The following is a 25,752-nucleotide window of genomic DNA, read 5'->3' as shown; positions in this document are numbered from 1 at the left end:
CGCCTCCGTCTTCTCGCTGGACGTCACGCCTGGGCCAGCTTCATGACATGGCCGAGCACGTCGGGGTAACGCTTGAGATGTGCGCCGCCGTTGAGATCGAGCACTTCGCCGGTCAGCCAGGAGGCCTGCGGTGAGCAGATGAACACCACCGCGGCGGCGATGTCCTCGGGGACCCCGGTGCGGCCCAGCGCGGTGTTCTCGACGTACTCCTCGACCACGCCGGGGATCATCGCGGCGGGGTCGGTCAGCGGGGTCTGCACGAATCCGGGTGCGATGGCATTGACCCGGATGCCGCGCGGCCCCAATTCCAGCGCCGCCACCTGGGTGAGCATGGACAGTCCGGCCTTGGCTGCGCAGTAGGCACTCATCCCGGCCGCCGGCTGGCGCCCGTTCAGCGAGGAAATCGACACCAGCACACCGCCTTCGGGCAGATGCCTGCCGGCGTGTTTGGCGACGACGAAGCCGCCGGTGAGGCAGACGTCGACGACGGCGCGGAAATCCTCGACCGGCATGTCGGTGATCAGACCGACATTGCTGAACCCGGCGCAGTTGAGCACCACGTCAACCGGCCCGAGGGTCTCGAACAGCTGCTGCACCGATTCCTCATCGGTGACGTCGACGTAGCCGCTGGTGTGCGGCGCGCCGAGCTGGGCGGCCCGGGCGGCCGCGCCCTCGGTGTCGCGGTCGGCCACCACGATGCGACAGCCGTCGGCGGCCAGTGCCTGGGCGCTGGCCCACCCGATGCCGGAGGCTCCGCCGATGACGAGCGCGACGCGTTCCGTGCTCATGCGCGGCTCCCGTCCGGTCCTTCTTGCGCCTCGCCACTGTCGGCCCGGTGGTCGCCCCACTTCTTGTCGATGGCATTCCACACGTCGGCGTAGTGCCCGGGATAGTCCTTGTAGGCCGACTTCGACCGCAGGAACGCACGGATCAGCGGCGCGGCCAGCCCGATCGGGAAACGCTTCCAGCCGGCGTTGGACCTGGTGTCGGCCAGCAGCTGCGGCCAGGTGTGGTGCTGGAAGCCCAGCACTTCCTGCGACCGGCTGACATCCATCCAGTCGGTGGCGAACCAGGCGGCGTCGTCGTCGGGCTTGCCGGGCCGTCCGAGTGGCAGGCCGCCCCTGATCCCCATCGCGGTCGCCGCCTGCGAGCCCACCGCGGACTGCGTGTGCCGGTGTGTCTCGGGATCGCCGCCGATCAGGAACACCTCGTGGTTGGCCTCGACGGTGGTGGCGGTGACGAAGGCGGCCGCGACATCACGCACGTCGACGGTCTGCAGTCGGCCGTCGGCGGGCAGCACGCTCTCGAACGAGATGAGGTCGACGTCGATACCGAGGCTGAACTCGGAGCTCATCACCCCGCCCAGCCGCAGGATCAGCCAGTCCAGCGCCGAATCCCGCACCAGCGCCTCGGCCTCGACCTTGTGTGCGCCGTAGATGTCCGACGGGTTGGTCGGGGTGTCGGGTGTCAGCACGTCGGTGACGTGGTGCGGGTTGCGGGCGCCGTAGACCGCCACGCTGGAGGCCTGGACGAACCGGGGTGGCGTCGGCTGGGCCTCGGCGGCACGCAGCAGTGCGGCGGTGGCCTCCACGTTGACCTTGCGGGCCAGGCCACGCCGCATGTAGCAGAACGGCGGGATGATCGCGGCGAGGTGGATGATCGAGGCCGGGGTGACCGCGGCCACCAACGCGTCGACGGCGGCAGCGTCGGTCAGATCGGCCCAGCGCACCTGCACCGAGGCCGGCAGTGCTGCGGCGGCCTTGCGGTTGGCGGGAACATCGAGGTCGGTGGCGACCACTGTGCGGCCCGCGGCAGTCAGTGCCTTGACGACGGCAGAACCCACCAAACCAAATGCACCCGTGACCAAGACGGCGTCGGACATAGGCCTCCTCGCTAGAACGTGTTGCAACCCTAGCGAACGCGGGTGTGGTGTGTGTCACCACGATCTCGATGGTGGTCCAGCGACTGGTGGCCTGCTGTTCGCCGGTGGGGCCTCAGCTACCTACTCGGACCTCCGGTACTGGGCCAGGAAAGTCTCAGGCGAATGTTGCTGCGGTTGCCTCAAAAGCATTCACCAATGGCATTCTCGCCGGATAACTGTGACCGGTGACACGTAGCCGGGGGCACTGTGATGTGTTTACCGAAAGGTATTCGTTACCCGATTTGGCAATTTGCCCGAAGCCTATGCAAGGTGTGGCTGTAGTTATCAACGAAAGTGAGCCGATCGCAGGCGTTTGTGATGTACTCGGTTGCACGCGTCAGCAATTGGGGAGGTGTGTGATGTCCGAAGATCTCGCGACAGAGGTTAACGACAGCGATTCTGATCAGGTTGCCGGGGAGATTGCTGTCGGCGCCTCGGTGCTCGTGTATCCGGGAACCGATGACGAACTGCACGGCAGTGTCGTCGAGGATTTCGCCGACTTGGCCGGCACGGCTGTCGAGGTCGCTGGAGAGCGGATCGTCGAACCGGCGCGGCGCTGGGCAGTCAACCTCGATGACGGCGGCCTGGTGTTCGTCGACGACGACAGCATCGCGCTGGCCACGCAGGACGCCTGAGTCGCGCACAGGTCACCGCACGCTCAGCGGAAGGTGACTCAATCGGCGCACCAGCAGGCTCGGTTGCCATTCGGCGCTTCCGGCCGGATGGATGGTGTGGCCGCGGGACAGGACCGACGCAATCACGATGCGGGCTTCGAGCCGCGCCAGCGCAGCGCCGAGGCAGAAGTGGCCGCCCTTGCCAAATGCCAAGTGACTCTTGATGTTCGGCCGAGCTAGCCGAAATTCGTCCGGAGCCGCGAAGACCGCGTCATCGCGGTTTGCCGCTCCCCACAACAACAGCAGGTGCGCGCCGGCGGGCACCGTGACACCGGCGAGTTGGGTATCCGCACGCACGTGGCGGTAGTGACCCCGAAACGGGGATTCCAGCCGTAGCACCTCCTCCAGGAACAGCGCGATCATCGTCGGATCGTGTCGCAGTCGTTCGGCCAGCTCGGGTCGCCGGCTCAGGATCCAGACGGCGCTCCCGATCAGCGACGCCGTCGATTCCGCGCCCGCTCCGACCAACTGGATCAGCATGAACACCGCGGTGTCGGCGCTGAGGCGTTCGGCCCCGCAGTGCGCCGCCAGATCGCCCAGCAGATTCTCCCCGGGGTTTGCCACAGCTTCGTCGAACCGTTCGGCCAGATACCCGCCGAGCTCCATGGCCGCGATCCCCGACGCGGTCAGTTGATCGGAACCGAGCAGCCCATCCAGCAGTTGCGTGCTGGCATATGCCCACGTCACCAATTGGTCCACCGCCGCAGCCGGCAGTCCCAGCAGGCGCGCGAGCACCAGCATGGGCAACCGGTCGGCCAGCGTGGACATCCAGTCGAACTCGCGGTCGGCTTGGGCGAGCAGCTCGGCGGTGGTGGTGGCGATGAACGGATCCAGCTCGGCGATCCGTTTGGCCGCCATCCGGGGCAGCACCGTCTTGCGGTGGGCAGCGTGGGCCGGATCGTCGGCGGTGGCGAGCACGTGGATGGGGCTGTCCGGCTCGCCCATGCCGAAAGCCGTGACGGTGCCGTCGGGCTGCGACCACATCGTGGCGGTGAGATTGGACGAGAAGTCCCCAGTGCGGGCGGTGGCCTCGACGACGGCGTCGAATGAACTCACCACGAAGAAGGGGGAGTCGCCGACTTGCGCCACCGGTGAATCGGCCCGCAGCCGCTCGTAGAGCGGGTAGGGATCCTGCAGGCAGGCCGGCTCGAACAATTCTTGGGCCAGAAGCATTTGCCCAGGTTGGTGGGTGGTTCTGGGCTCCGTCAACCGGGTTGGCAGATGTTGATATCGGCCGGTGGGTGCGCGGCGCGGGCGGTGTCTCAGCGCAGCGCGCTGGCCTGCACAGTGATTGAGATAGATCGCTGTTTGCGTCTCACACTGCGATAAATTCATGCCTATGTCGCTACCTCGCGCAGATTGGCTGGTCGGTGATCGACGTGCGGCCGCAGCCGAACGCATCTACGCTGCGGCCGCCGAGATGGCCGCCCGGGACGGGTTCGATGCCCTCGATATCGATGCGCTGGCGGCTCGGGTGCACTGCTCGCGGGCGACGGTGTACCGGCACGCGGGTGGCAAGTCGCAGATCCGCGATGCCGTGCTGGGCCGGTTGGCGGCGTCGATCGTCGAGGAGGTGCGACGCGCCGTCGACAGACTGACCGGGGCGCAGCGTGTGCTCGTCGCGGTCACCGTTGCGCTGCAACTGATTCGCGCCGACCCGATGTTCGACCTGCTGCTGAGCGCGCTGCGCAGGGCAGACGGGATGGCCGGCCTGACGCAGTCCCCGGTGCCGGCCGCGTTCGCCACCGAACTCAGCGGGTTGGCGCAGGACGACCCGGTGGCCGCGGCGTGGATCGTGCGGCTGGTGCTGTCGCTGTTGCTGTGGCCCGGCGCGGACGAGGCGGCCGAGCAGGAGATGCTGCGCCGCTTCGTCGCCCCGGCGTTCAGCTAGGGCGTTTCACGCAGCGAAAACCGATGTGGCTCATGCCGGTATCGATCGCCTGGGGCCGCCGCGCGGCCGGGCGGTACCGCATGCAGTAGCTGTCGGCGCACAGGAACGAGCCGCCCTTGATCACCTTGCGCCCGATCGGAAACTGCGGCTGTCGGGGATCGACGCTGTCGGCTGCGCAGCACGGTGTGGTGGCCCGGTCCTCGCCGTACCAGTCGGCGGTCCATTCCCAGACATTGCCTGCCATGTCGAACAGCCGGTAGCCGTTGGGCGCGAAGCTGCCGACTGGTTGGGTTGTGCCATAACCGGTTTCGGGCAGGTAGGGAAACTCGCCGTGCCAGTAGTTCGCCAGCCGCTGTCCGGGTTGCTCGGGCTCGTCGCCCCACGTGTAGGCCGCACCCGAGATCCCGCCGCGGGCAGCGGTCTCCCACTCGGCTTCGGTGGGCAGTTCGAGGCCGGCCCACTGGGCGTAGGCGTGCGCATCCTCGTAGGCGATGTGGACCACCGGGTGGTTCTCGCGACCGGTCAACGACGACCGCGGACCCCGAGGATGATTCCAGCACGCGCCCGGCGTCCACGCCCACCATTGGCTGATGTGGCGCAGGTCCACCGGGCCGGCCGTGCGTCGGAACACCATCGATCCGGGTACCAGGTTCTCCGGTGGGGCGCCGGGGAAGTCGTCCGGATTCACCGGACGTTCGGCGACCGTGACGTAGCCGGTGGCCGCCACGAACTCGGCGTAGTCGGCATTCGTCACCTGGTGGCGCTGGATCCAGAACCCGGCGGTGGCGACCTCGCGGACGGGAGCCTCCTCCGGGTAGTGGGTATCGGAGCCGAGCGTCGTGGTCTGTGCCGGAATCCAGACCAGATCCGACTCAGTCAAAGACCCGCGTCCAATCGTCGCGCATGCTCGCCACCGCCCAGCCGTTGGGCCCCGCCAGGTCCAGGGCCTTCTCCGCCCCTGCGGTGTAATCGAATTCGCGGTCGGCATCATCGTGGCGCACCAGCAGTCCCATCGACGGGCCCGGCCCGGCTGCGGTGTACTCCAGCATCTGGATGTCGCCGTTGGAGTTGCCGGCCGCGAAGATCGGCCGACGGCCCACCCGCCCCCAGACACGCACGGCCTTGACCGGACCGTCGTTCAGGAATTCCGGTGTGGCCGTCGTCTTGAGTTGCCCGTCGACGAAGTCCAGCCCCACCGAGCTGCCGATGATCCGTTCCGGCGGAATGCCATACATCGATGACGTCACCGGACGCATGAAGTCACGGCCGCCGCCGGAGGCGATGTAGTTCGTGAAACCGTTGGCTTCCAGGTACCGCAGCAGCTCCACCATCGGCGCGTAACCACACGCGGTGTACGGGCGGCCCAACGTCGGGTGCTGTGCCTCGGCGAAGAACGCCTTGATCTTCGCGGCGTGATCTTCGACAGACAGTCCGGCATAAGCCGAAAGTATGCCGCCGGCAAGGATTTTCAAGGCAGAGTCGTCGCCGTTGTAGTGCTTGGTGACGGCATCGCCGAACCAGGCCAGATCGCCGGCTGCCGCAGCCTGGTACGGCTGCTTGGCGGCCAGGGCCGGGTCGGCTGCCGCCTGCTCGGCCAGTCGGCGCACCAGGAAATCCAGTTGGATGTAGGCCGGCTTTTCGCACCACAACGTGCCGTCGTTGTCGAAGACGGCGACGCGCTCCTCGGGGGACACCTCGGCGGTGACGCGCTCCACGAAGCGGACGATCGCCGACTTCGTGGAGCCGTCGTTCCAGGAATCGAGAACTCCCAACTCAGCCGCCCATGCGTTCGAGGAAGTTGTGGAGCTGATCGACCGCGTTGCTGATGGTGAACGAGGCCGGTTCGCGGCGCGGCGGAAACTCCTTGAAGGTCTCCAGGAACTGGGTCACCAGCGCGTTCGCCATGAGGGCGAGATAGTCGTGTTCGAACCACCAATCCCAGTAGGTGTTGGAGGTGATGTCGGCGCGCTCGTAGGGGTCGGTGCGCAGGTTGAACAGTTTCGGTGCGCGCAGCGGCGTGAACGGCTCGAACCAGATCTGCAGCGTGCCCTGGCAGCGCTGCTCCATGAACACCACTTTCCAGTTGTCGATGCGCACGCCGAGCACGTCGCAGTCGTCGGAGAAGTAGATCAACCCGCGGCGCGGGCTCTTGTCGACCTCGCCGGTGAGGTACGGCAGCAAGTTGAAGCCGTCGATGTGAACCTTGTACGTCCTGTCCCCGGCCTTGTGGCCCTTCTTGAGCTTCTCGACGATATCGGCGTCTCCGGCCGCGGCCAGGAAGGTCGGCAGCCAGTCGTGATGCTGGACGATCTCGTTGGAGACACTGCCGGCTTCGATCTTTCCGGGCCAGCGGATGAGCTCTGGGATGCGAAACGCGCCTTCCCAGTTGGTGTTCTTCTCGCTGCGGAACGGTGTGGTGGCACCGTCGGGCCAGGTATTGGCGTGCGGGCCGTTGTCGGTCGAGTAGATGACGATGGTGTCCTCGGCCAGGCCCAACTCGTCGAGCGCATCCAGCAATTGGCCCACGTTGCGGTCGTGGTCGACCATCGTGTCGTGGTAGCCGGACTGCCAGCGCCCGGCCTGTCCGACGCTTTCGGGCTTGGTGTGGGTGCGGAAATGCATGTGGGTGGTGTTCATCCAGACGAAGAACGGTGTATCCGATTCCTTTTGGCGCCGGATGAAGTCGATGCAGGCCGACGTCGTCTCGTCGTCGATGGTCTCCATGCGCTTCTTGGACAGCGGCCCGGTGTCCTCGATGCGTTGTTTGCCTACCGGGCCGAAGCGCTCGTCGACCTCGTCGGACTCCTCCTCGGTCGCCCAGGAATGGACGACACCGCGCGGCAGCATCTTCCTGCGCAGATTGGGTGCCTCTTCTTCGGTGGGGTAGTCGGGGTGCTCCGGCTCCTCTTCAGCGTTGAGGTGGTACAGGTTGCCGAAGAACTCGTCGAAGCCGTGATTGGTCGGCAGGTACTGGTTGAGGTCACCGAGATGGTTCTTGCCGAACTGCCCGGTGGCGTAGCCGAGCGGTTTCAGCAGTGATGCGATCGTCGGGTCTTCGGGTGACATTCCGACGTCCACACCCGGCATACCGACCTTGGACAGGCCGGTGCGGTACACACTCTGCCCGGTGATGAACGACGACCGGCCGGCCGTACAGCTCTGCTCGCCATAGGAATCGGTGAACAGCATGCCTTCCTTGGCGATGCGGTCGATGTTCGGCGTCCGGTAGCCCATCAGCCCCATGCTGTAGCAGGACAGATTGCTGATACCGATGTCGTCGCCCCAGATCACCAGAATATTGGGTTTGCCGTTCGGCATGGCTGGCTCCTCACGTCCGCGTCGATCCCGACAGGTTCGACCCTAGGCCTCGGTGCCACCCCTGGCAGTCGCTTCGCCTGCCTGTCGCCCGATATTTACCCGTCGACCCGCCGGTGCGGTGGTATGACCAGAGCATGAGTGAGCCGACGACGCGCGAGGCCGTGCGCACCCTGCATCCCGGTTACTTCGCACTTGTCATGGCCACCGGAATCATGTCCATCGCGATGAATTACCACAGTGTGCACGTGCTTTCGGTGCTGCTGTTGTGGGTGGCGGTGATCGCCTATCTCGCGCTGGTACTCCTCACCGTCACCCGCATCGTCGGCTACCGTCGGGAATTCCTGGACGACCTGACCGATCCGCGGCGCGGCTTCGCGATGTTCACGTTTGTGGCGGCCACCTGCGTGGTCGGTACCCGCGTCACCGCCGACGGGCATCACGGGCTGGCGTTCACCCTGCTGACGATCGGGTGGGTGGCCTGGATGATCCTGGGCTACGTGGTGCCCTGGACGGCGGTCCTGGGCCGAGCCGTCCGTCCGGTGCTGCAGAGCGCCAACGGCACCTGGTTCATCTGGGTGGTGGCCAGCCAGTCGGTTGCGGTACTGGCCGCGGCGTTGCAGCCCGAAATAACCCAGGGGCGTTCGGAATTGGCGTTGCTGGCGGTGTTCTCGTGGTCGGTCGGGATCTTCCTGTACGGGGCGGCGGGCATCTTCGTGGCGGTGCGCATGCTGCTGTACCCGTTACGGCCCGAGGATCTCACTCCGCCGTACTGGGTGGCGATGGGCGCCACCGCCATCACCGTGGTGGCCGGGGCCCGGATCGTGGAGATGGCGGACGCGCCGATGGTCGCGGCCACCCGCGGTCTCATCGCGGGGACGTCGGTGTTCTTCTGGGCATTCGGTACCTGGCTGATTCCACCGCTGATCGCCGCCGGAATCTGGCGGCATTGGATCCATCGCATTCCGCTGCGTTACGACGCGACCCTGTGGAGCGTGGTGTTCCCGCTCGGCATGTACGGCGTCGGTGGCCACTATCTCGGCCAGGCCGACCAGCTGCCGATCGTGGAAAACATCGGCTATGTGGAGAGTTGGCTCGCGCTGGCGGTGTGGGCGCTGACCTTCGTGGCCATGCTCCGCCACCTTTTCCTCACGCTGGTGCCTGGTGTCCGGGACAGATCCGGCGCACCCTTGAAGGTGGAGGGTGATTGAGATGTATGACAAGGATTTGACCAACAAATGGCTCGTCGAGATCGAGTTCTCCGAGGACGAGATCCATACCCACGCATCAGCCCGCGCCCAGCTGCGCGACGACATGATGTCCACCACGGGAGACGCCTACCGCAACCCGAAAGACCCGGGGGCACCGATGATCGGTGAGGAGATCGCCGCGGCCCGTGCGCTCATCACGCTGGGCAGCGAGCTGCTGCATGCTGCGTCGGCACGTATCGAGCAGTCCACGCACCATCCGGTGCACCTGTACCGGTGACACCGGGCGACGATCAAGCGGCGAGGAACGAGCCGCGTTGAGGAGCGCGGCAATCGGATCCCGCCGTCCTACGTGGTGACCGGCTCCTTGGTCGGCCCGGACTCCATCTGGTGGAACAGATCGGTGTAGTACGGCATGCATTCGGCCATGGCCTGGTTGGTGGTGAACAGTGGCTCATAGCCGAGATCGCGCTTGGCCTTGGCGATCGAGAAGTAGTTGTTGAGGTAAAGCCGTTCCACGGCAAGGGGTTCGATCAGGGGCTCGGGGATACCGAACTTGAAGTGCAGCCACTGCCACACCATCATCACCTTGTGCACCAGGCGTCCTGACACCCGGAAGGTGGGCAGCGGTCGGCCGCATGCGGCGAGCACCGGGCGGGCGAACTCGAACATGTTGATGGGTTCGCCGTCGTTGACGAAGTAGGCCTGGCCCGGTGCGCTGCCGCCGGGGACCAGGTGCTCGGCGGCCAGGATGAAGCCGTGAATCAGGTTGTGCACGTACGAGTTGTCCAACTTGATGTTCTTGTTCCCGACCAGCACCTTGACGTGCCCGGCCAGGACGTTCTCGAACACCTTGCGGAACATGGTCTGATCGCCGCGTCCCCAGATGCCGCTGGGGCGGATGGAGCAGGTCAACATGCCGTCCACGCTGTTCTGGGCCAGCACGTACTTCTCGGCGACCACCTTGGTCTCGGTGTAGAGGTCGTTGAACCGGTCGGTGTAGGGCATGGTCTCGTCGCCGTTGACGATGTCCTGCCCGCCCATCACCACGCTGTTGGAGGCGGTGTAGACGAACCGCTCGACGCCGGCCGTACGCCCGGCCTCGACCAGGTTCTTGGTGCCTTCGACGTTCACGCTGAAGCTGCGCTGCCGGTACTCCTCGGTGACCGAGGCGCCGCCCATCAGGTCGATGATGGCCGCGGTGTGGATGATCGTGTCGATGTCCTTGACGGCCGCGGCGACGGTCTGCGGATCACAGATGTCGCCTTCGAGCACCTCGAGCCCGGCGTGCTCGGGCAGCGGGGAAGGGGCCCGGTCGAAGGATCGGACCGCGTAGCCACGGTCGAGCAGCTCGGTCACCAGGTTGGCACCCACGAAGCCGGAGCCGCCGGTGACGAGGACGCGGCCCAATTCGGTGGTCAGTTTCGGATCACCCATGCCCGACAGAGTAACTGAAACATGTTTCAGTTACGAGCGCATCGGGTGGATCCGGTTGCTGGATCAACCTTCCTCGGGTTCGCGGGCGGCCAGCGCCTGCTCGACCCGCTCACGGGCTCCGGCTAAATGTTCCTCGCAGCGTTGTGCCAGCTTCTCGCCGCGCTCCCAGAGATTCAGCGAAGCATCGAGATCAAGCCCGCCCTGCTCCAGCTGCTGCACCACGGCGATCAGCTCATCGCGGGCCTCTTCGTAGCCCAGTTCACTAATAGGCTTAATACTCATGATCCTGACACCCTCGTTTACTCGCTACCGTCGCTGACCGCTGTGACCACCCCGTCGGACACCCGCACCCGCAGCTGGGTGCCGGCGGGGGCATCGGCCACCGACCGCAGCACCGTCGGCGTCCCCGTCTCCGGAACCGCTTGAACCACCGCATACCCGCGGGCCAGCGTCGCCGCCGGTCCGAGCGCGGTCAGCCGCGCCGCCAGGTGCCCGATCGTGTCGGCCTGCCCGTCGATCAGCCGGGTGACGTCGCGCTGCGCGGTGGCCCGGGCGCGGGTGATCTCGTCGGCGCGGGCCTCGACCGCGGCCAGTGGCTGGGCGAGCACCGGGCGGCTGCGCAACTGCCCCAGGTGATGCTGTTCCCGGTGCACCCAGTTGCGCAGGGCCCGGGCGCTGCGCCGGTGCAGGTCGGTGATCAGCGCCTGCTCGGCGGCGGCGTCGGGCACGATCCGTTTGGCCGCGTCGGTCGGGGTGGCCGCACGGACGTCGGCGACCAGGTCGGACAGGGGAGTGTCGGGTTCGTGTCCGATGGCGCTGACCACCGGGGTGCGGCAGGCCACGATCGCCCGGCACAGCGTCTCGTCGGAGAACGGCAACAGGTCTTCGACGCTGCCGCCGCCCCGGGCCAGCACGATCACGTCCACGTCGGGGTCGGCGTCCAGTGCCGCCAGTGCCGCCACGACCTGCGGAACCGCGTTGGGGCCCTGCACGATGGTGTTGCGGATCGCGAAACGCACCGCGGGCCAGCGGGTGCTGGCCACCGTGGTCACATCCCGCTCGGCGGCCGACGCGCGGCCGGTGATCAGGCCGATGGTGCTCGGCAGGAACGGGATCGGCCGCTTGAGCCGCGGGTCGAACAGGCCCTCCGCCTCCAACAGCCGGCGCAGCCGCTCGATCCGGGCCAGCAGCTCGCCGATGCCGACCGCGCGGATCTCACTGACCCGCAACGAGAACGTGCCGCGGCCGGTGTAGAAATTCGGCTTGCCGCAGATGATCACCTGCGTGCCCTCGGACAGTTTGACCGGGGCGTTGCGCACCAGATCGCGCGGACACGTCAGGGTCAGCGACATGTCGGCGGCCGGATCCCGCAACACCATGAAGACGGTTTTCGAGTCCGGCCGGACTTTCAGCTCGGTCAGTTGTCCCTCGACCCAGACCGTGCCCAGCCGGTCGATCCACTTGGCGACCCGGGTCGCCACGGCACGGACCGGCCAGGGGTTCTCCGGTGACTGACCCGGTTCGGTCACTTCGCGGTCGCGCGGGTGATCCTGTTGGCGAGCAACGTGACGAACGGTGCGCGGGCCCGGCCGGCCTCCTCGTAGGCCAGCAGCGCCTCCAGGTCGGCCACCCGCAGCGACGTCAGCCGGGCGCGCAGCTGCGCCAGGGTCAGCGCGTCGTAGCCGAGCTCGTCGACGACCGACGGCGTCGCGCCGGACGCGGCCGCCGGCGTGGCCTTGCCGTTGGTGGCACCGGCCGGCTCGGGCTCCCCGGTGCTGTACAGGGCGAACCGGCCCTCGGTGCGCCGCTCGCCGTCGGTGGCGGCAGCGGTATCGGCCGGGGCGTCATCGGGGCCGTCGGACTCGAGATCCTCGTCGAAGGTGGCCCACTCAGGCTGCTCGTCCTTGGGCGGAAACAGTTGCTCGAGGGTTTCGTCGCCCTTGATCACCAATTCGGCCAGGTTCTGCTGAACATGCATGACGAGATTGGCCGCCTGGCTGGCCACGGTCATGGGATAGGCCAGGATCGTCTGCGGCAACTTGCGAGCTTCTTCCAAGGTCGTGGCCGCCGCACCCACCAGCAGCCGGACCCCATACGGTGCAGTTCCCATGGCCCACAGCCTACGGCTGGCTCCGTTGCGCCGTGGCCCCGTACCCTGGTGACATGCCGTCGACAATCAACATGGGTATCCCGGGTGCCACGAGCTCGGTGAGGTCAGGCGGCGATTCATCCCCGCTGGGCAAACGGGTTCTGCTGGCTGAGCCGCGCGGATACTGCGCCGGCGTCGATCGTGCGGTCGAGACCGTCGAGCGTGCGTTGGAGAAGCACGGCGCTCCCGTCTACGTGCGGCACGAGATCGTGCACAACAAGCACGTGGTGGAGACGCTGGCCAAGGCCGGCGCGGTGTTCGTCGACGAGACCGACGAGGTGCCCGAAGGGGCGATCGTGGTGTTCTCGGCCCACGGCGTCGCCCCGACCGTGCACGAGACCGCCGCCGAGCGCAGTCTGCAGGTCATCGACGCCACCTGCCCACTGGTCACCAAGGTGCACAACGAGGCCAAACGGTTCGCCCGCGACGACTACGACATCCTGCTGATCGGCCACGAAGGCCACGAAGAGGTGGTCGGCACCGCCGGTGAGGCACCCGACCACGTGCAGGTCGTCGACAATCCGGACGCGGTGGACAAGGTCACGGTGCGGGATCCGAACAAGGTCATCTGGCTGTCGCAGACCACACTGAGTGTTGACGAGACCATGGAGACGGTGCGCCGGCTCCGCGAGAAGTTCCCGACGCTGCAGGATCCGCCGAGCGACGACATCTGCTACGCGACGCAGAACCGGCAGGTCGCCGTCAAGGCGATGGCTCCCGAGTGCGAGCTCGTGATCGTGGTCGGCTCGCGCAACTCGTCGAACTCGGTGCGGCTGGTCGAGGTGGCCCTGGGGGCGGGCTCGCGGTCCGCCTATCTGGTGGACTACGCCGACGACATCGACCCGGCCTGGCTGGACGGCGTCACCACGGTGGGCGTCACCTCCGGGGCCTCGGTGCCCGAGGTGCTGGTGCGTGGCGTGCTCGAGCGTCTGGCCGAATACGGCTACGGCACCGTGCAGCCGGTGACGACCGCCAACGAGACCCTGGTGTTCGCGCTGCCGCGCGAGATCCGTCCGCCGCGTTCCTGACCCGGCCTGGACCCGGTTTCAGTCCTCGTAATCCCAGGAGTGCCGGCCCTTCGCGGTTGACCGCGGCCGTGGCCGGGTCCGGTGCTCCACGCGGTGATCGTCGTCGTCAGAACCGCGGTAACGCACCCGCGACACCGGATGGTGCGTCGAGCGCCCATTTGTCTTCGGCGGCTCGAACGAATCCTCGAAGGGCTGGTAGTCGTCGAATCGACGGCGCGGCCGCGGGGGACGGCCACGGTCGAAGGATGCTGCCTCCCGACGCTCCGGCGGCGGCTGTTTGCGTGGCTCACGCGGTTGGGTACGCACCCGACGGCGAGGCTCACCGGCACCGGCCTCGGGGGTACGTGGCGGCCGGGGACGACGCGGCCGCTCGGGCATGATGCCGTCGAGATCGCCGAAATCGTCGCCGAAATCAGAGTCGGCCGCGGCGCGGGCCGGCCGTGGGCGTGGGGGCGCGGAGCGCTTGGTGGGCCTGCGCTCGCCGCGGGCCCGTCCGGTTGCTGCGGGCTGGGCGCCGGTGTCCGGGCCGCCCGAACGGCGCCGGGCGGGCCGATCGGCCGGGCGTGGGCGCCGCCGTGGCGGAGCGTCCGCGGCGGCCGCGGCCAGATCCGGTTCGGTGGAACGGCTGCGGCGGGCCGAGACGGTTGCGGGTTTGCGGAGAACCAGCCCGGAAAGTTTCTCTGTGACAGATGACACAATCCCGGCCAGCGGCATCGCCTTGGCGGTCCCCGCGGTGTCGGCGGCGCCGGTCGCGTCGGCTCCCTGCCGTGACGACAAGCCGACATACCACCGGCCCAGGCCGATCAGCAGGACCGCCGCCGAGATGAACAGCATCAGCGGGAACCGCTCGATCAGCGGATAGCCACAGTTGATGGCCAGGTCTTTCACGCCTTCCAGCTGGCCGCCGTGGAACAGGAAGTAGGACCCGGGCACGGCGACGAACAGGAGCAGCGGGGGCTGGATCACGGCGGTGAACAGGCCGATGTGCTGGACTGCCAGCACCGCGGACAGACAGCCGAGGGCGTAGCAGACCGCGAAGACCGCGCTGAGCTCGCGATCGCCCGAACCGGCATCGAAGGCAAAGCCGATCGCGGTAGCGGTGATGGCCAACAGCACAGCACCCCACCACGGCACACCGGCGAATCGCGGGTGCACAGAGCGGAGGTCAGCCGGCACTGCCGACTGTGCGCGCTGTCCTGACACACGTAGACCGTACCGGCTCCGTCTGGCCGCGTGCCGACAGCTCGCGCTGGCGCGCCCGTCACACCGGCCTAGACTCTCTTCTCTGTGAGCCTGAACCTGGGAATCGTCGGTTTGCCGAACGTCGGAAAGTCGACTCTGTTCAATGCCCTGACGCGTAACGACGTGTTGGCGGCCAACTACCCGTTTGCGACCATCGAGCCCAACGAGGGCGTCGTCCCGCTGCCCGATCCCCGGCTGGACAAGCTCGCCGAGATCTTCGGTTCGGAGAAGACCGTGCCGGCGCCCGTGACGTTCGTCGACATCGCCGGGATCGTCAAAGGTGCCTCCGAGGGAGCCGGGCTGGGCAACAAGTTCCTGGCCAACATCCGCGAATGCGATGCCATCTGTCAGGTGGTGCGGGTGTTCGCCGATGACGACGTGGTGCACGTCGACGGCCGGGTGGACCCGCGGTCGGACATCGAGGTGATCGAGACCGAGCTGATCCTGGCCGACATGCAGACGCTGGAGAAGGCGGTGCCGCGGCTGGAGAAGGAAGCCCGCAACAACAAGGAGCGCAAGCCGGTGCTGGAGGCTGCGCTGGCGGCCCAGGCGGTGTTCGATGACGGCAAGACGCTCTTCTCCACGGGCAAGGACTGGTCGATCCTGCGAGAGCTCAACCTGCTGACCACCAAGCCGTTCCTGTACGTGTTCAACGCCGACGAGTCGGTGCTCACCGATTCCGCCAAGCAGGACGAGTTGCGTGCCCTGGTGGCCCCGGCCGACGCGGTGTTCCTCGACGCCAAGATCGAATCGGAGCTGATCGAGCTCGACGACGAGTCGGCGACCGAGCTGCTGGAATCGATCGGGCAGACCGAGCGCGGTCTCGACGCGCTGGCCCGGGCCGGCTTCCACACCCTGAAGCTGCAGACCTATCTGACGGCCGGGCCCAAGGAGTCGCGGGCCTGGACCATCCATCAAGGCGACACCGCCCCCAAAGCCGCCGGCGTGATCCACACCGACTTCGAGAAGGGCTTCATCAAGGCCGAGGTGGTCTCCTTCGACGATCTCGTCGAGGCCGGGTCGATGGCCGCGGCCAAGGCGGCGGGCAAGGTCCGGATGGAAGGCAAGGACTACGTGATGGCCGACGGAGATGTGGTGGAGTTCCGGTTCAATGTCTAGGTGACGGAGTTCGCTCGCCGAACGTGAGCAAGATGGCGATATTTTGGCGAAAACTCGACATCTTCTTCACTTTCGACGACGTCGTGGTGTGTCCTCGGCGGGGTTCAGAGCGGCCTTGATCTGCCGTACTGCGTGATCGATACCCGCTGCTGTGTCGATGCGAAGCACTGCTGTATCCCAGCATTCATAGGTCCGTTCCTCGACCTGCTGCCATGTCGGCACCGTGAGTCCTTCGAGGTCGGATGTGCGAGCTTCGACTCGTCTCCGGTGGAGTGCACGATCGCTGCAGATCACCTCGACATCGACAAGGGTTGCTTGACCGGTCGTTGCGCATCTAGCCCAGGCTTCCCTCGTGATTGCAAGGGGATTCACGCTGTCGGCGACGACACTGTGGCCTGCCGCCAGGTGGTCGAGTGCGATTGCGTAGGCGCCCCGGTAACCCGCATCGGGTACTGCCGACCATCCGCCTGCTAGATCGACGATGCCGGAAGTGGTCAACGCAGCCTCGATCGTGTCTACGCGTACGTGTACGGCATCAATCGCAATGCTGAGACGGCGCGCGAGGGTGGTCTTGCCGACTCCAGGAAGGCCCGACAGGGCAATGAGTGTCGGCAATGCCTTTCGAGTGGTCACTGTCTCGATGGTATGAGTCCGCCAATGAATGTGGCTCAGGCGAACTTGAGAAGCTGCCGGCACACCCCGCCCAGCTATGGCATCATTAGATGCATCAATTGATGCGTGCGGAGGTGTCGAGTGCGGACGACAGTGACCATCGATGACGCGCTGCTTGCGAAGGCTTCTGAACTCACCGGCGTCACCGAGAGCGTGGCGCTACTCCGCCAGGGATTGCAGACTTTGATCCGAGTGGAAAGTGGCCGTCGCCTCGCAGCGCTGGGAGGCACGGATCCTGAGGCGTCTGCAGCGCCTCGCCGGAGGGCGTCTGGCGGTTGATCCTCGTTGACACGTCGGTATGGATCGACCATCTGCACGCCGCGGAAACGCGACTGGTCAGGCTACTGGGCGCCGACGAAATCGGTTGCCATCCTTTGGTTGTCGAGGAGCTGGCACTCGGTTCGATCAAGCAGCGTGACGTCGTTCTCGACTTGGTAGCGAACCTCTATCGATTTCCACCGGTTACGCACTCCGAGGTTCTCCATCTCGTCGAGCGCCGCCGCTTATGGGGCAGGGGATTGAGCGCCACCGACGTCAACCTCCTCGGGTCGGTCGCACTCGTGGACGGCGCACAACTATGGACGAGGGACAAGCGGTTGAAAGCGGCCTGTGGTGAGGTGGGCGTTGCGGTTGTGCACGAGGTTTGACGTTGATCGGCAACGGGATTCGGTGGAGTTCCGGTTCAACGTGTAGGAATCAGGTCAAGAAGTAGGCACTGGTGTACCCCTGCGTATGTTGCGGCCACCTGATGTTTTCAGAACCGCCGGGCAGCTATGACATCTGTCCGATCTGTTTCTGGGAAGATGACGCTGTTCAGCTCCGCTGGCCGACAATGGGTGGCGGCGCGAACAAGGTGTCACTGATCGAGGGACAAGCAAACTATCGCGAGTTCGGTTCGTGCGAGTCCCGATTGATCCCGCACGTACGCCCGCCGCAGGCTGACGAAAAGATCGAGGCCGGGTGGCGGCCGATAGACGAAGAGCGCGACCGTTTCGAGGCTTGGGAAGCCGAGCCCAAGCCGGACTGGCCCGACGATATGACTGTTCTCTACTGGTGGCGGCCGACCTACTGGAAGCCTGTTCGGTAGCGCGCGACGTGGTGGGTTCCGCTTCAACGTGTAGTCGGCGCGGATCTGGTCCAGCGTGGGTTTCGATGTCGGCTCAACTTGTCGGTGGTCCCGTCTAGCGTGCGTGAGATGAAGCTTGTTTCGATCCGCATCATCACCGCCGACGTGAAGCGTCTCGTCTCGTTCTACGAGGCGGTCACCGAGGCCGACGCGGTGTGGGCCAACGACCTGTTCGCCGAGATTCCCACGCCGGCGGGCACGTTGGCCATCGGAAGTGACAAGACCGTCCCGTTGTTCGGCGTCGGATCCGCCGAGCCTGCGGCGAATCGAAGCGCCATCATCGAATTCATCGTCGACGATGTGGATGCCGCGTACGAGCGGCTGCGGGCGGTATTGCACGACGTCGTCACCGAACCGACCACGATGCCGTGGGGCAATCGGGCGCTGCTGTTCCGCGATCCCGACGGAAACCTGGTCAACTTGTTCACGCCGGTCACCGACGATGCCCGGTCCCGCTTGAACGTGTAGATGCCTCAGCTCGCCAAAGTGAAGAAGATGTCGAGATTTCAGCGAGATCTCGACATCTTCTTCACTTTGGGCGAATGGGCGACGCGCTCGGCATCACGCAAGTTCCGTAATCGCGCTAGAATTCTGTACATGACAACGCTGCCGCTGGCTGAGGTTCGGGCGAACCTTTCCAAGCTCGTCGACGAGGCCGTCCGCACCCACCTGAGGATCGAAGTCACCCGACAGGGCCGGCGAGCGGCTGTGATTCTCAGTGCCGATGACTACGACTCGATCATCGAAACCCTGGATATTTTGAGCGACCCGGACCTGATGGAGGACATCCGCCAAGGGCAGGCAGACGTCGCGCGCGGCGACTTCCACACACTTGACGACGTGACGAAGGAGATGCGGGCCAAAGGGCGACTGCCCAAGTGACGTATGAAGTGGTCTTGTCTCCGAGGGCACGCAGGGCTCTGTCGGAAGAACTTCCGGAGGCGGTGGCTGCGGCCTGCATCGAGTTCATCACCGGACCGCTGGCGGAGAATCCCCGCCGCGTCGGCAAGCCGCTGCGGAATGAACTGGCCGGAACGTATTCGGCAAGGCGGGGTGAATTTCGGGTCGTCTACGACATTGATGACAACAGAATCTGTGTCGAGGTCATTTCGATACGTCACCGACGCGACGCATACCGCACCCGAGAGGTTGTCGGCTCTTAGTGTGAACCCATGGCGCAACACGACGGACGAACGACCTGGGTGGTCGTCGCCTCCCGCGACCATGCCCGGCGCGGGCTCCCGGACGGGTTTGTCATGGCGAACCATGGCAAGCGCGCTCCGCTGGCCCGGATGAACATCGGTGACGGCATTTTCATCTACTCGCCGAAGACGGCTTTTCCGGACGGGGAGAATTTTCGCGCGATTGCCATCGTGGGAGAGGTAACCGGTGAAGCGCCCGAGCCGAGCACCGCTATCCCGGGCGGTTTCCGGTTGGCTGCCGCGCTGCGCGAGATCAGCCCACTTCCACTTGATCGCATTCGCGACCATCTTCCGGTGAACCGCTTACGCTTCGGCAGCTTCGCGTTGTCGCCGGAGCAGAGCGCGGCCATCTGGGCGCTTGTCGATGGCTGAGGAAGTCAGCGTCAGAACAATTTGCGGGCCAGCTTCCAGGCCTTGTCGCTGTAGGGCGGGTACAGCATCGCGGACAGGTCGGGCCGGGTCGGTTTGGTCATCACCGTCTTGGCGTGGCTGAATTCCTCGAACCCCCAGTGGCCGTGGTAGGCGCCGATACCCGAGTTTCCGACCCCGCCGAACGGCAGACGCGTGGTCGAGGCCTGGAATGCCACATGGTTGACCAGCATGCCGCCGGCGGACACCTCGGAGACCACGCGATTGCGCACCTTACGCGATTCGCTGAAGAGATACGCGGCCAGCGGTTTGGGCCTGGCGTTCACGAAATCGATTGCGTCATCCAGCGAATCGACCGTGAGGACCGGCAGGATCGGGCCGAAGATCTCTTCGGTCATCAGTGGCTCGGACGAGTCGGGGTGCACCACCACGGTGGGCTCCACGGTCAGCGCAGCGGTGTCGACACCACCGCCGAACACGACGTCGCCGCGGGTTCGGGTGAGGTAACCCGCCAGTCGCTCGACATGGTGGAGGTTCACGATCCGCATGCCTTTCGGTTGATCGGTCCGGTATCGCACCCAGGCATCGCACACCTTGTCGACGAATCGTTCGGCCACGTCACGGTGGGCCAGCACGTAATCGGGAGCCACGCATACCTGGCCCGAGTTGATGAGCTTTGTCCACGCGACCCGGCCGGCCGCGACGTCGACGTTGCAGTCGTCGGCGAGCAGGACCGGGCTTTTCCCGCCCAACTCCAGGGTGACGGGCGTCAGGTGTTTGGCGGCCGCGGCCATGATCTTTCGGCCGGTTTCGGTGCCCCCGGTGAAGCACACCTTGTCGAAGCCCTGCGCCAGGAGCAGTTCGCTGATCTCGCGGCCGCCTTCGACCACCGCCACCGCGTCGTGGTCGAGGTAGCGTGGCACCAGTTCCGCCATCAGCTTCGATGACCGGCTGGAAAGCTCAGAAGGCTTGAGTACCACCGTGTTTCCGGCAGCGAGGGCGCAGATGACCGGGCCCAGTGACAACAGGAACGGCAGGTTCCAGGCGCCGATCACCAGCACGGTTCCGTACGGCTCGTATTCGATCCAGCCTCGCCCGGGCAATTGGGGCAGCTCGAGGAGGTGTCGATCTCGCCGCATCCAGCGCTTGACATGCTTTGCGGCATACCGTGCTTCGGCCACGGTGCCGGCGATGTCGGTGAACCACGATTCGAATGGGTCGCGGCCGAGATCGTTGGACAGCGCGTCGATGATCTCCTGCTCGTTGTCGACCATCATCTGCGCCAACCGGTTGAGTTGATCGGAGCGCCATTGCGCTGACCGGGTCCGGCCGCTGCGGAACGTTGCCCGCAATGTCGCGGCAACCCGAGCGACATCGACCTCGGTGAGGTTGTCATCGAACGGTGCATCCGTCAGCCCGGCGCCCGGGGACGTTGTCTCGGTCATTGTTACCCCCATGAATAGAAGATCACATTAGTGCTGAAAATAGCTGTTCAAAGCATTGAGCACTACCGAATGAACATTAACATAATCCGTAATGTCGGACGCCGGATCGGATCGCCCCCAGCTCTTGACGGCCGGGCGCCGATGGTGACAGCATTTCTGCGAACGTAGGTTCTCAGATATGCACTCTCCCGATGAAGGCGGTTCAGGTGGCAGCTCGCAGCCCGCATCCGATTGCCGGCCACTTGCGTCGCGGGCTGGCCAGGCTCGTCGAATCCGAGGAGCTCGGCGAATCGTTCGCGCTGGCCGCCGCGTCACACGCCCGCGACGAACACCAGGCCCACGCCTGGCGGGTCATCCACGCGCTCGAGGCCCAGACCAACGGGGCAACCCGGAAGTTCCTTCAGCACAGTGGTATCGACGTCAGCGAGACGAACCGCCTCGCCGCGGCGGCCGGCCGTATCGCGGCGCCGCCGTCGGTGTACTGGCCGTGGAAGGTGCAGTTGCATTCGCTGCGGTTGGCGACGCGCCGCTATCTACCGGTGTTCCAGGGCCTCGCCGACGGCTTCCACGGCACACCCCACCAGGATTTCTTCGAGTACGTCGTCGACCACGAGGTCGCCATCATCCGGTTCATCGAGCGGGACCTCGACGGTCAGCCGGCGCCGCTCGATGCCATGCTCCGTCTGCTCGAGACGCCGGTGCCGATGGTCGAACAGCCCTGACGGGCCGTCAATTCACCGTCACGGCGATCTCGTCGCCGAGTCGGTAGCCGTCGGCCAACGGCAACTCGTCGCCGCTCCAGAACGAGCCGGGATCGAACCAGTTGTAGCGCTTCTCGGTGCTCAACAGGCCCATCTCCTCGTAGGTGATGGCCACGGTCTCGGCGCAGTAGGCGGTTTCGAGCCCGACCTGGCGGGTGCGTTCCTTCCTGCGGTCGGCTGATTCGCGAACCTTTTTGTGGACCAAGGGAATTCCCCGGGTGAAATCGCTGACCGCGGGCATCCGCCCACGCAGCCAGCGGCCGGTGAGGCGGGCGGTGGTGGGGAACGCCGTGCCGTCCATCCGGGCGATGACCTTGAGCAGAGCGTCCTCCTGCTGGCGCGAGGCGAACGGGGTGAGCTGTCGCCACCAGCAGCGCTGACCGTAGTTGTGGGCCCAGCGTTCGACGGCCTCACGGGCGTCGTTCAGCTGTACGCCGCGGTGGTGGGTTCCGGTCCACAGGTCGAGCAGCTTGTCGCCGAGCTCGGCATGCCAGATCAGCGGGGGCAGATCGTCGATGGCCACGGTCATGCCGACATGGTTGACCGGGCTGTTGGTCAGCGTCTGGATCGCCCGGTCCGGCCCGGAACCCCCGCGGAACAGCCAGATGTCGCCGGTGCGGGTTTCCTCCAGCGCCTTGGACAGGGACACCGTGTTCGCCTTCACCAACGCAGCTTAAAGCGCGTCGAACTACTCGACTGAGTGTTCGGCACCGCCCTTCTCGGGCGTCGTCGGTTCAGGCCGCGGGGGCGGTGTGAACGTCGGTTCCCGCGTCTTTCGGGCTGGTTTCACCAACACGGGGGTGTTGGCCAGCGCCGTCCCGTCGGCGGGCATTGGTGGCCCGGCCCCGTTGCTTGGGGGTCCGGGGATCGGTTGGGTGGGTGTGAGGCCAGCGGGCCAGATTCGTCGCGGCGTTGCCGTCACGATCGATCACATGCCCGTTGGGGCAGGTGAACACCCGCTCAGCCAGGGTCAGGTCGGTGCGGCGCTGTCCGCAAAGCGAGCAGAGCTGACTTGACGGATACCAGCGGTCGGCTTCGATCAGCTGCCCGCCGCGCCACGCTTGTTTGTAGCGCACCATCCGGGCGAACTCGGCCCAGCCGGCATCGGAGATCGCGCGAGCCAGCCGGTGATTGGCCAGCATGCCTGCCACATTCAGGTTTTCGATGACGATCCGGTCGTGGGTCTTGACCAGCTCGCCCGATACCTTGTGCAGGAAATGCCGCCGAACGTTGGCGACACGATGGTGATGCCGCGCTAGCCGGGCCGCGGCATCCTTTCGATGGCGTGATCCTTTCTTTTTGTGTGACAACGACTTCGACAACCGCCGCTGCCGTTTCATACCCACAGCCAGCGCCTTGGGTGCATCGTCAATGCGGGCGACCTCGGTGCCGTCGGCGGTCGCGGCGACCAGGAACGCCGACAGGCCGCGATCGACCCCCACCCAGCCGCCAGCATCGTCGGGGTGGCGTGTCGGGTGCTGCTGGGCCGGGTGCAGGTCGGCGGCCTCGACATTGAGTGCGATCCACCACCGGCCCCCGCGGTAACTGATGGTGGCGAAGAGGATCTTCGCCCGTCGTTTGCCCAGCATGCGCCGCAGCCGACGGGTGTCGTCATGTACCGCAACAGCGCCGATGCCCGGCAGCGTGACCGAGCGGGGCCGATCATTGTCGCCGATACGGATCGCGGCGGGTTTGCCCTTGGGATGCTTGTTGCGCAGTCGAAACGACGCGATGCCGCCGGTCTTCTTCTTGAACCGGGGGAACCCGACCCGACGGCCTTTGCGCTTGCCCGACCGCGAATCCGACCATGCCGCCAACCCTCTCCCGAGGTCGACGGCGGATTCCTCAAACACCTGCTGACACACCTCACGCCGCCACGACAGCCCCGTGGCCACCACGTCGACGCCGCCGTCGGCATCGACGGCGAACACCCGGCCGGCGCCCTCGGTCTTCTTCCACGCGTTGAACGCGTTGATCAGATCGAACCCGGTCCACGGCACCTGCGTGTCCGGGACCGTTCTGCGGTGGGTCAGCGCAGATTTCACAATCCGCAGGCACTGGTTGAACGCGAATCGCGACGCACCGGCATGCCGGGCCAGCACCGCGTGCTGCTCGACCGTTGGATCGAGACAGAACCGGAATGTCGTGTGCCGCGCCATCACCGTTCAGCGTCGCACACACCACTGACAACACGCTGGCCAGCGACGACGTGTCCGAACTCTCGATCACCATCGATCGTCATGTGCCCCAAGGCGCGGTCGGCGCCGGTACCGCCCCGATCTATCTGACACCGCGTGGGCTCGTATCGCCAGCTTTCTCGTGCCGAAACATCCACGCGGTGGGCGGCCTTGCCCACCGCAACGGTGGCGGGAGTACCTCGACGCCATCTTGTACGTGCTGCGCACCGGATGCGCCTGGCGGCATCTGCCGCACGACCTCACCGTGTCGTGGTCGTCAGCGCACAAACATTTCCTGCGCTGGTGCCGTACCGGCGTCTGGGCGCGAATCCTTACCGCGGTCCGCGGCGAGGTCCGCACCCCGGACCCGGGCGGCGCCAACGGCCCACCGCAGCCGTCGTCGATTCCTCGTCGGTCAAAGCCTCGCCGGTGGCCGGGCCGCGCGGCTTCGACCGGGCGAAGAAGGTCGACGGCGTCAAACGGCATGTGCTCGTCGACTCAGCCGGTGTGCTGGTCGCCGCGGTCGTCACCGAGGCCAATGTCGGGGACCGGGCAGCATTCCCGAAGCTGCTCGGCAAGGCGAAGCGGATCGCCGGGGACCATCGGTCACGTGTGGGTCGACAAGGGTTACACCGGCCAGGCCGTCACCTCCGCAGCGACGGAAGCGGGCGTCACAGTAGAGGTGGTGTCCGGGCCAAAACCCGGCCACGGGTTCATCGTCCAACCACGACGCTGGGTGGTCGAACCCACCAACGGCTGGATCAATCACTGCCGCCACATCGACCGCCACCACGACATGACCCTGGTCGCGCACGAAGACTTCGTCTACCTCAGCCAAGTCGCCCTACTACTGCGACGACTCGACCGCAGCCAGTTGTTCGACACGCTTTAGGCACACTCGTTGCATGCGCAGCATCTGGAAGTGGGTCGGGCTGGCCGGTGTCGCCGGCGTCGTCGCCGGTGGTGTCCTGGTGGCGCGGGATCAACGACGGCGAAACGCCTACACCCCGCAGGACATCCGGGAACGGCTGCACCAGCGGCTGGCTGAGGCCGAGCAGGCGAACAAGCCGTAGCCGTAGCGGCTCAGCGGCCGACGAACTCCACGACCACTTCGGTGAACGCGTCATTGTCGTCACCGGCGGCGGTGTGCCCGGCGTCGGACAACTCGACGAACTCGGCGGCGGGCACCTTGTCCAGGAAGTCCGCCACGCCCTCCGGGCTGACCACGTCGGACAGCTTGCCGCGGATCAGCAGGATCGGGATGCTCAGGTTCGTCGCGGCCTGCTCCAGCTTTTCCACCCGGACGAACGGGTCGTCCTCGGGCTTGGTGAGGAAAGCCGGATCCCAGTGCCAGTACCAGCGTCCGTCGCGCAGCCGCAAGTTCTTCTTGAGTCCTTCGGGGCTGCGCGGTTTGGTGCGGTAGGGCAGGTAGGCGGCGACTGCCTCGGCCGCCTCATCCAGGGAATCGAAGCCGTTGACATTGGAGAACATGAAATCGCGGATTCGGGCGCTGCCGGTCTTCTCGAACCGCGGCACGACGTCGACCAGGATCAGTTTGGTGACCAGTTCCGGGCCGGCCTCGTGGGCGGCCAGGATGCCGGTGAGCCCACCCATGCTGGCGCCGATCAGTACCACCGGGCGGCCGATCTGATAGAGCACGTGCTGCACGTCCGAGCACAGCACTTCCACGGAGTAGTTCGCGCTGGGCGAGCGATCGCTGTCGCCGTGGCCGCGGGCGTCGAGCGCGATCACGTGCAGTCCGCGGTCGGCCAGGATCTGCCCGGTGTTCTTCCAGGAAAACCGGTTCTGGCCCCCGCCGTGCAGCAGCAGGACGGTGGGCCGATCGGCAGCCGAGGTGGCGTCGCGGTTCCATTCGTCACCGACCAGGTTGAGGTCGTCGACTCCGCGGAACGTGACGGTGCGCGATTCGCTGTGCTCGATCTTCCCGGTGCTCACGGACATTCCTCTCGGCAGGCCCCGAGAGGTCACGTTACCCAGCGGGGTTTTCGCCGCATC

Annotated in this window: 32 protein-coding genes and 2 pseudogenes; 18 read left to right on the top strand and 16 right to left on the bottom strand. The window is 66.1% G+C overall.

Going from position 1 to position 25,752, the window contains the following annotated elements:
* Window positions 1-23: 23 nt before the first annotated feature.
* Both FR943_RS21245 and FR943_RS21240 read right to left on the bottom strand, forming a co-directional pair.
* Entirely contained in the window at window positions 24-788 is a 765-nt protein-coding gene (locus tag FR943_RS21245) for an SDR family NAD(P)-dependent oxidoreductase (RefSeq protein WP_217160241.1), read from the bottom strand.
* The gene (locus tag FR943_RS21240) at window positions 785-1,882 is read right to left on the bottom strand and encodes a cholesterol dehydrogenase/isomerase (protein ID WP_217160240.1); all 1,098 of its coding nucleotides are present in this window, start codon (window positions 1,880-1,882) and stop codon (window positions 785-787) included. Before FR943_RS21240 ends, FR943_RS21245 begins: the two co-directional genes overlap by 4 nt.
* A gap of 398 nt (window positions 1,883-2,280) precedes the next feature.
* On the opposite strand from FR943_RS21240, the gene FR943_RS21235 reads away from it, so the two are divergent.
* The gene (locus FR943_RS21235) at window positions 2,281-2,556 is read left to right on the top strand and encodes a hypothetical protein (RefSeq protein WP_217160239.1); all 276 of its coding nucleotides are present in this window, start codon (window positions 2,281-2,283) and stop codon (window positions 2,554-2,556) included.
* A gap of 12 nt (window positions 2,557-2,568) precedes the next feature.
* Here FR943_RS21235 and FR943_RS21230 read toward each other — a convergent pair whose 3' ends face one another.
* Window positions 2,569-3,768: a cytochrome P450 gene (locus FR943_RS21230; protein ID WP_217160238.1), complete on the bottom strand. Its 1,200-nt coding sequence runs from the start codon at window positions 3,766-3,768 to the stop codon at window positions 2,569-2,571.
* Window positions 3,769-3,934: 166 nt separating this feature from the next.
* Here FR943_RS21230 and FR943_RS21225 point away from each other — a divergent pair, with 166 nt between their 5' ends.
* On the top strand, window positions 3,935-4,486 hold the full coding sequence (locus FR943_RS21225; RefSeq protein WP_217160237.1) for a TetR/AcrR family transcriptional regulator: 552 nt from the start codon (window positions 3,935-3,937) through the stop codon (window positions 4,484-4,486).
* Here the strand turns inward: FR943_RS21225 and FR943_RS21220 are convergent.
* From FR943_RS21220 to FR943_RS21210, 3 genes are read right to left on the bottom strand one after another with little or no spacing between them, the layout of a single operon-like run.
* Window positions 4,479-5,366 carry a formylglycine-generating enzyme family protein gene (locus FR943_RS21220; protein WP_217160236.1) on the bottom strand — a complete coding sequence of 296 codons (888 nt, stop codon included), beginning with the start codon at window positions 5,364-5,366 and terminating at the stop codon, window positions 4,479-4,481. The genes FR943_RS21225 and FR943_RS21220 overlap by 8 nt on opposite strands.
* Entirely contained in the window at window positions 5,359-6,258 is a 900-nt protein-coding gene (locus FR943_RS21215) for an HAD family hydrolase (protein ID WP_217160235.1), read from the bottom strand. The genes FR943_RS21220 and FR943_RS21215 overlap by 8 nt, the downstream gene beginning before the upstream one ends.
* A gap of 1 nt (window position 6,259) precedes the next feature.
* Window positions 6,260-7,804 (bottom strand): arylsulfatase, encoded by a 1,545-nt coding sequence (locus tag FR943_RS21210; RefSeq protein ID WP_217160234.1) that lies wholly within the window; start codon window positions 7,802-7,804, stop codon window positions 6,260-6,262.
* A 134-nt stretch (window positions 7,805-7,938) separates the two neighbouring features.
* Here FR943_RS21210 and FR943_RS21205 point away from each other — a divergent pair, with 134 nt between their 5' ends.
* The gene (locus FR943_RS21205; protein WP_217160233.1) at window positions 7,939-9,012 is read left to right on the top strand and encodes a tellurite resistance/C4-dicarboxylate transporter family protein; all 1,074 of its coding nucleotides are present in this window, start codon (window positions 7,939-7,941) and stop codon (window positions 9,010-9,012) included.
* A gap of 1 nt (window position 9,013) precedes the next feature.
* Window positions 9,014-9,289 (top strand): DUF1876 domain-containing protein, encoded by a 276-nt coding sequence (locus tag FR943_RS21200; RefSeq protein WP_217160232.1) that lies wholly within the window; start codon window positions 9,014-9,016, stop codon window positions 9,287-9,289.
* A gap of 68 nt (window positions 9,290-9,357) precedes the next feature.
* Here FR943_RS21200 and FR943_RS21195 read toward each other — a convergent pair whose 3' ends face one another.
* From FR943_RS21195 to FR943_RS21180, 4 genes are all read right to left on the bottom strand, one after another.
* Complete coding sequence (locus FR943_RS21195; protein WP_217160231.1) at window positions 9,358-10,446, bottom strand: 3-beta-hydroxysteroid dehydrogenase; 1,089 nt, start codon at window positions 10,444-10,446, stop codon at window positions 9,358-9,360.
* A 63-nt stretch (window positions 10,447-10,509) separates the two neighbouring features.
* A complete protein-coding gene (locus FR943_RS21190; RefSeq protein WP_217160428.1) occupies window positions 10,510-10,722 on the bottom strand; it encodes an exodeoxyribonuclease VII small subunit in 213 nt (70 codons plus the stop codon).
* Between the two features lie 23 nt (window positions 10,723-10,745).
* Window positions 10,746-11,975, bottom strand: coding sequence for an exodeoxyribonuclease VII large subunit (gene xseA / locus FR943_RS21185; protein ID WP_217160230.1), 1,230 nt, complete (start codon window positions 11,973-11,975; stop codon window positions 10,746-10,748).
* Window positions 11,972-12,556, bottom strand: a complete 585-nt coding sequence (locus tag FR943_RS21180; RefSeq protein WP_217160229.1) for a lipid droplet-associated protein — start codon at window positions 12,554-12,556, stop codon at window positions 11,972-11,974. Before FR943_RS21180 ends, xseA begins: the two co-directional genes overlap by 4 nt.
* A gap of 53 nt (window positions 12,557-12,609) precedes the next feature.
* Between FR943_RS21180 and FR943_RS21175 the strand changes: the two genes are divergently transcribed.
* On the top strand, window positions 12,610-13,623 hold the full coding sequence (locus FR943_RS21175) for a 4-hydroxy-3-methylbut-2-enyl diphosphate reductase (RefSeq protein WP_217160228.1): 1,014 nt from the start codon (window positions 12,610-12,612) through the stop codon (window positions 13,621-13,623).
* An 18-nt stretch (window positions 13,624-13,641) separates the two neighbouring features.
* Here FR943_RS21175 and FR943_RS21170 read toward each other — a convergent pair whose 3' ends face one another.
* Window positions 13,642-14,778 carry a DUF6542 domain-containing protein gene (locus FR943_RS21170; RefSeq protein WP_308170623.1) on the bottom strand — a complete coding sequence of 379 codons (1,137 nt, stop codon included), beginning with the start codon at window positions 14,776-14,778 and terminating at the stop codon, window positions 13,642-13,644.
* 132 nt (window positions 14,779-14,910) lie between these two features.
* Between FR943_RS21170 and ychF the strand changes: the two genes are divergently transcribed.
* Entirely contained in the window at window positions 14,911-15,984 is a 1,074-nt protein-coding gene (ychF, locus tag FR943_RS21165; protein ID WP_217160226.1) for a redox-regulated ATPase YchF, read from the top strand.
* Between the two features lie 66 nt (window positions 15,985-16,050).
* Here ychF and FR943_RS21160 read toward each other — a convergent pair whose 3' ends face one another.
* The gene (locus tag FR943_RS21160) at window positions 16,051-16,617 is read right to left on the bottom strand and encodes a P-loop nucleotide/nucleoside kinase family protein (RefSeq protein WP_217160225.1); all 567 of its coding nucleotides are present in this window, start codon (window positions 16,615-16,617) and stop codon (window positions 16,051-16,053) included.
* A 120-nt stretch (window positions 16,618-16,737) separates the two neighbouring features.
* Here FR943_RS21160 and FR943_RS21155 point away from each other — a divergent pair, with 120 nt between their 5' ends.
* From FR943_RS21155 to FR943_RS21125, 7 genes are all read left to right on the top strand, one after another.
* Window positions 16,738-16,935: a type II toxin-antitoxin system VapB family antitoxin gene (locus FR943_RS21155; protein ID WP_217160224.1), complete on the top strand. Its 198-nt coding sequence runs from the start codon at window positions 16,738-16,740 to the stop codon at window positions 16,933-16,935.
* Window positions 16,932-17,303, top strand: coding sequence for a type II toxin-antitoxin system VapC family toxin (locus FR943_RS21150; protein ID WP_217160223.1), 372 nt, complete (start codon window positions 16,932-16,934; stop codon window positions 17,301-17,303). Before FR943_RS21155 ends, FR943_RS21150 begins: the two co-directional genes overlap by 4 nt.
* 71 nt (window positions 17,304-17,374) lie before the next feature.
* A complete protein-coding gene (locus FR943_RS21145) occupies window positions 17,375-17,743 on the top strand; it encodes a CPCC family cysteine-rich protein (protein ID WP_308170622.1) in 369 nt (122 codons plus the stop codon).
* A gap of 108 nt (window positions 17,744-17,851) precedes the next feature.
* Window positions 17,852-18,250, top strand: coding sequence for a VOC family protein (locus FR943_RS21140; protein ID WP_217160221.1), 399 nt, complete (start codon window positions 17,852-17,854; stop codon window positions 18,248-18,250).
* The gene (locus FR943_RS21135) at window positions 18,251-18,664 is read left to right on the top strand and encodes a type II toxin-antitoxin system Phd/YefM family antitoxin (RefSeq protein WP_308170621.1); all 414 of its coding nucleotides are present in this window, start codon (window positions 18,251-18,253) and stop codon (window positions 18,662-18,664) included.
* Window positions 18,661-18,945, top strand: a complete 285-nt coding sequence (locus tag FR943_RS21130) for a type II toxin-antitoxin system RelE family toxin (RefSeq protein WP_217160220.1) — start codon at window positions 18,661-18,663, stop codon at window positions 18,943-18,945. Before FR943_RS21135 ends, FR943_RS21130 begins: the two co-directional genes overlap by 4 nt.
* A 9-nt stretch (window positions 18,946-18,954) precedes the next feature.
* Complete coding sequence (locus FR943_RS21125) at window positions 18,955-19,356, top strand: EVE domain-containing protein (RefSeq protein WP_217160219.1); 402 nt, start codon at window positions 18,955-18,957, stop codon at window positions 19,354-19,356.
* Between the two features lie 11 nt (window positions 19,357-19,367).
* On the opposite strand, the gene FR943_RS21120 is transcribed toward FR943_RS21125, so the two are convergent.
* Window positions 19,368-20,798, bottom strand: a complete 1,431-nt coding sequence (locus tag FR943_RS21120; RefSeq protein WP_217160218.1) for an aldehyde dehydrogenase family protein — start codon at window positions 20,796-20,798, stop codon at window positions 19,368-19,370.
* 191 nt (window positions 20,799-20,989) lie between these two features.
* On the opposite strand from FR943_RS21120, the gene FR943_RS21115 reads away from it, so the two are divergent.
* A complete protein-coding gene (locus tag FR943_RS21115) occupies window positions 20,990-21,520 on the top strand; it encodes a hypothetical protein (RefSeq protein WP_217160217.1) in 531 nt (176 codons plus the stop codon).
* Between the two features lie 7 nt (window positions 21,521-21,527).
* Here the strand turns inward: FR943_RS21115 and FR943_RS21110 are convergent, their stop codons facing one another.
* Window positions 21,528-22,223 (bottom strand): guanylate cyclase, encoded by a 696-nt coding sequence (locus tag FR943_RS21110; RefSeq protein WP_217160216.1) that lies wholly within the window; start codon window positions 22,221-22,223, stop codon window positions 21,528-21,530.
* 70 nt (window positions 22,224-22,293) lie between these two features.
* Entirely contained in the window at window positions 22,294-23,718 is a 1,425-nt protein-coding gene (locus tag FR943_RS21105; RefSeq protein WP_217160215.1) for an RNA-guided endonuclease InsQ/TnpB family protein, read from the bottom strand.
* Between the two features lie 133 nt (window positions 23,719-23,851).
* Between FR943_RS21105 and FR943_RS26895 the strand changes: the two are divergent.
* From FR943_RS26895 to FR943_RS21095, 4 genes and pseudogenes are all read left to right on the top strand, one after another.
* Window positions 23,852-24,055 (top strand): annotated as a pseudogene (locus FR943_RS26895) (transposase); the annotation flags it as partial.
* A pseudogene (locus tag FR943_RS26890) lies at window positions 23,968-24,315 on the top strand (transposase); the annotation flags it as partial. The pseudogenes FR943_RS26895 and FR943_RS26890, both read left to right, overlap by 88 nt.
* Window positions 24,316-24,346: 31 nt before the next feature.
* Window positions 24,347-24,628, top strand: coding sequence for a transposase (locus FR943_RS26215; RefSeq protein WP_218045997.1), 282 nt, complete (start codon window positions 24,347-24,349; stop codon window positions 24,626-24,628).
* A 13-nt stretch (window positions 24,629-24,641) separates the two neighbouring features.
* The gene (locus FR943_RS21095; RefSeq protein WP_217160213.1) at window positions 24,642-24,809 is read left to right on the top strand and encodes a hypothetical protein; all 168 of its coding nucleotides are present in this window, start codon (window positions 24,642-24,644) and stop codon (window positions 24,807-24,809) included.
* 10 nt (window positions 24,810-24,819) lie between these two features.
* On the opposite strand, the gene FR943_RS21090 is transcribed toward FR943_RS21095, so the two are convergent.
* Complete coding sequence (locus FR943_RS21090; RefSeq protein ID WP_372448202.1) at window positions 24,820-25,692, bottom strand: alpha/beta fold hydrolase; 873 nt, start codon at window positions 25,690-25,692, stop codon at window positions 24,820-24,822.
* Window positions 25,693-25,752: the final 60 nt, after the last annotated feature.

It is taken from the genome of [Mycobacterium] fortunisiensis (assembly GCF_019050325.1).
GTDB classification, from domain to species: domain Bacteria; phylum Actinomycetota; class Actinomycetes; order Mycobacteriales; family Mycobacteriaceae; genus Mycobacterium; species Mycobacterium fortunisiensis.
Note: the sequence above shows the minus strand (reverse complement) of the source record. Positions and strands in the feature narration are given on the sequence as shown.

Coding starts and splice junctions, on each gene's coding strand:
- FR943_RS21245 (WP_217160241.1), bottom strand. CDS start 788: ATGAGCACGGAACGCGTCGCGCTCGTCATCGGCGGAGCCTCCGGCATC.
- FR943_RS21240 (WP_217160240.1), bottom strand. CDS start 1,882: ATGTCCGACGCCGTCTTGGTCACGGGTGCATTTGGTTTGGTGGGTTCT.
- FR943_RS21235 (WP_217160239.1), top strand. CDS start 2,281: ATGTCCGAAGATCTCGCGACAGAGGTTAACGACAGCGATTCTGATCAG.
- FR943_RS21230 (WP_217160238.1), bottom strand. CDS start 3,768: ATGCTTCTGGCCCAAGAATTGTTCGAGCCGGCCTGCCTGCAGGATCCC.
- FR943_RS21225 (WP_217160237.1), top strand. CDS start 3,935: ATGTCGCTACCTCGCGCAGATTGGCTGGTCGGTGATCGACGTGCGGCC.
- FR943_RS21210 (WP_217160234.1), bottom strand. CDS start 7,804: ATGCCGAACGGCAAACCCAATATTCTGGTGATCTGGGGCGACGACATC.
- FR943_RS21205 (WP_217160233.1), top strand. CDS start 7,939: ATGAGTGAGCCGACGACGCGCGAGGCCGTGCGCACCCTGCATCCCGGT.
- FR943_RS21200 (WP_217160232.1), top strand. CDS start 9,014: ATGTATGACAAGGATTTGACCAACAAATGGCTCGTCGAGATCGAGTTC.
- FR943_RS21195 (WP_217160231.1), bottom strand. CDS start 10,446: ATGGGTGATCCGAAACTGACCACCGAATTGGGCCGCGTCCTCGTCACC.
- FR943_RS21180 (WP_217160229.1), bottom strand. CDS start 12,556: ATGGGAACTGCACCGTATGGGGTCCGGCTGCTGGTGGGTGCGGCGGCC.
- FR943_RS21175 (WP_217160228.1), top strand. CDS start 12,610: ATGCCGTCGACAATCAACATGGGTATCCCGGGTGCCACGAGCTCGGTG.
- FR943_RS21140 (WP_217160221.1), top strand. CDS start 17,852: ATGAAGCTTGTTTCGATCCGCATCATCACCGCCGACGTGAAGCGTCTC.
- FR943_RS21135 (WP_308170621.1), top strand. CDS start 18,251: ATGCCTCAGCTCGCCAAAGTGAAGAAGATGTCGAGATTTCAGCGAGAT.
- FR943_RS21125 (WP_217160219.1), top strand. CDS start 18,955: ATGGCGCAACACGACGGACGAACGACCTGGGTGGTCGTCGCCTCCCGC.
- FR943_RS21120 (WP_217160218.1), bottom strand. CDS start 20,798: ATGACCGAGACAACGTCCCCGGGCGCCGGGCTGACGGATGCACCGTTC.
- FR943_RS21115 (WP_217160217.1), top strand. CDS start 20,990: ATGAAGGCGGTTCAGGTGGCAGCTCGCAGCCCGCATCCGATTGCCGGC.
- FR943_RS21105 (WP_217160215.1), bottom strand. CDS start 23,718: ATGGCGCGGCACACGACATTCCGGTTCTGTCTCGATCCAACGGTCGAG.
- FR943_RS21095 (WP_217160213.1), top strand. CDS start 24,642: ATGCGCAGCATCTGGAAGTGGGTCGGGCTGGCCGGTGTCGCCGGCGTC.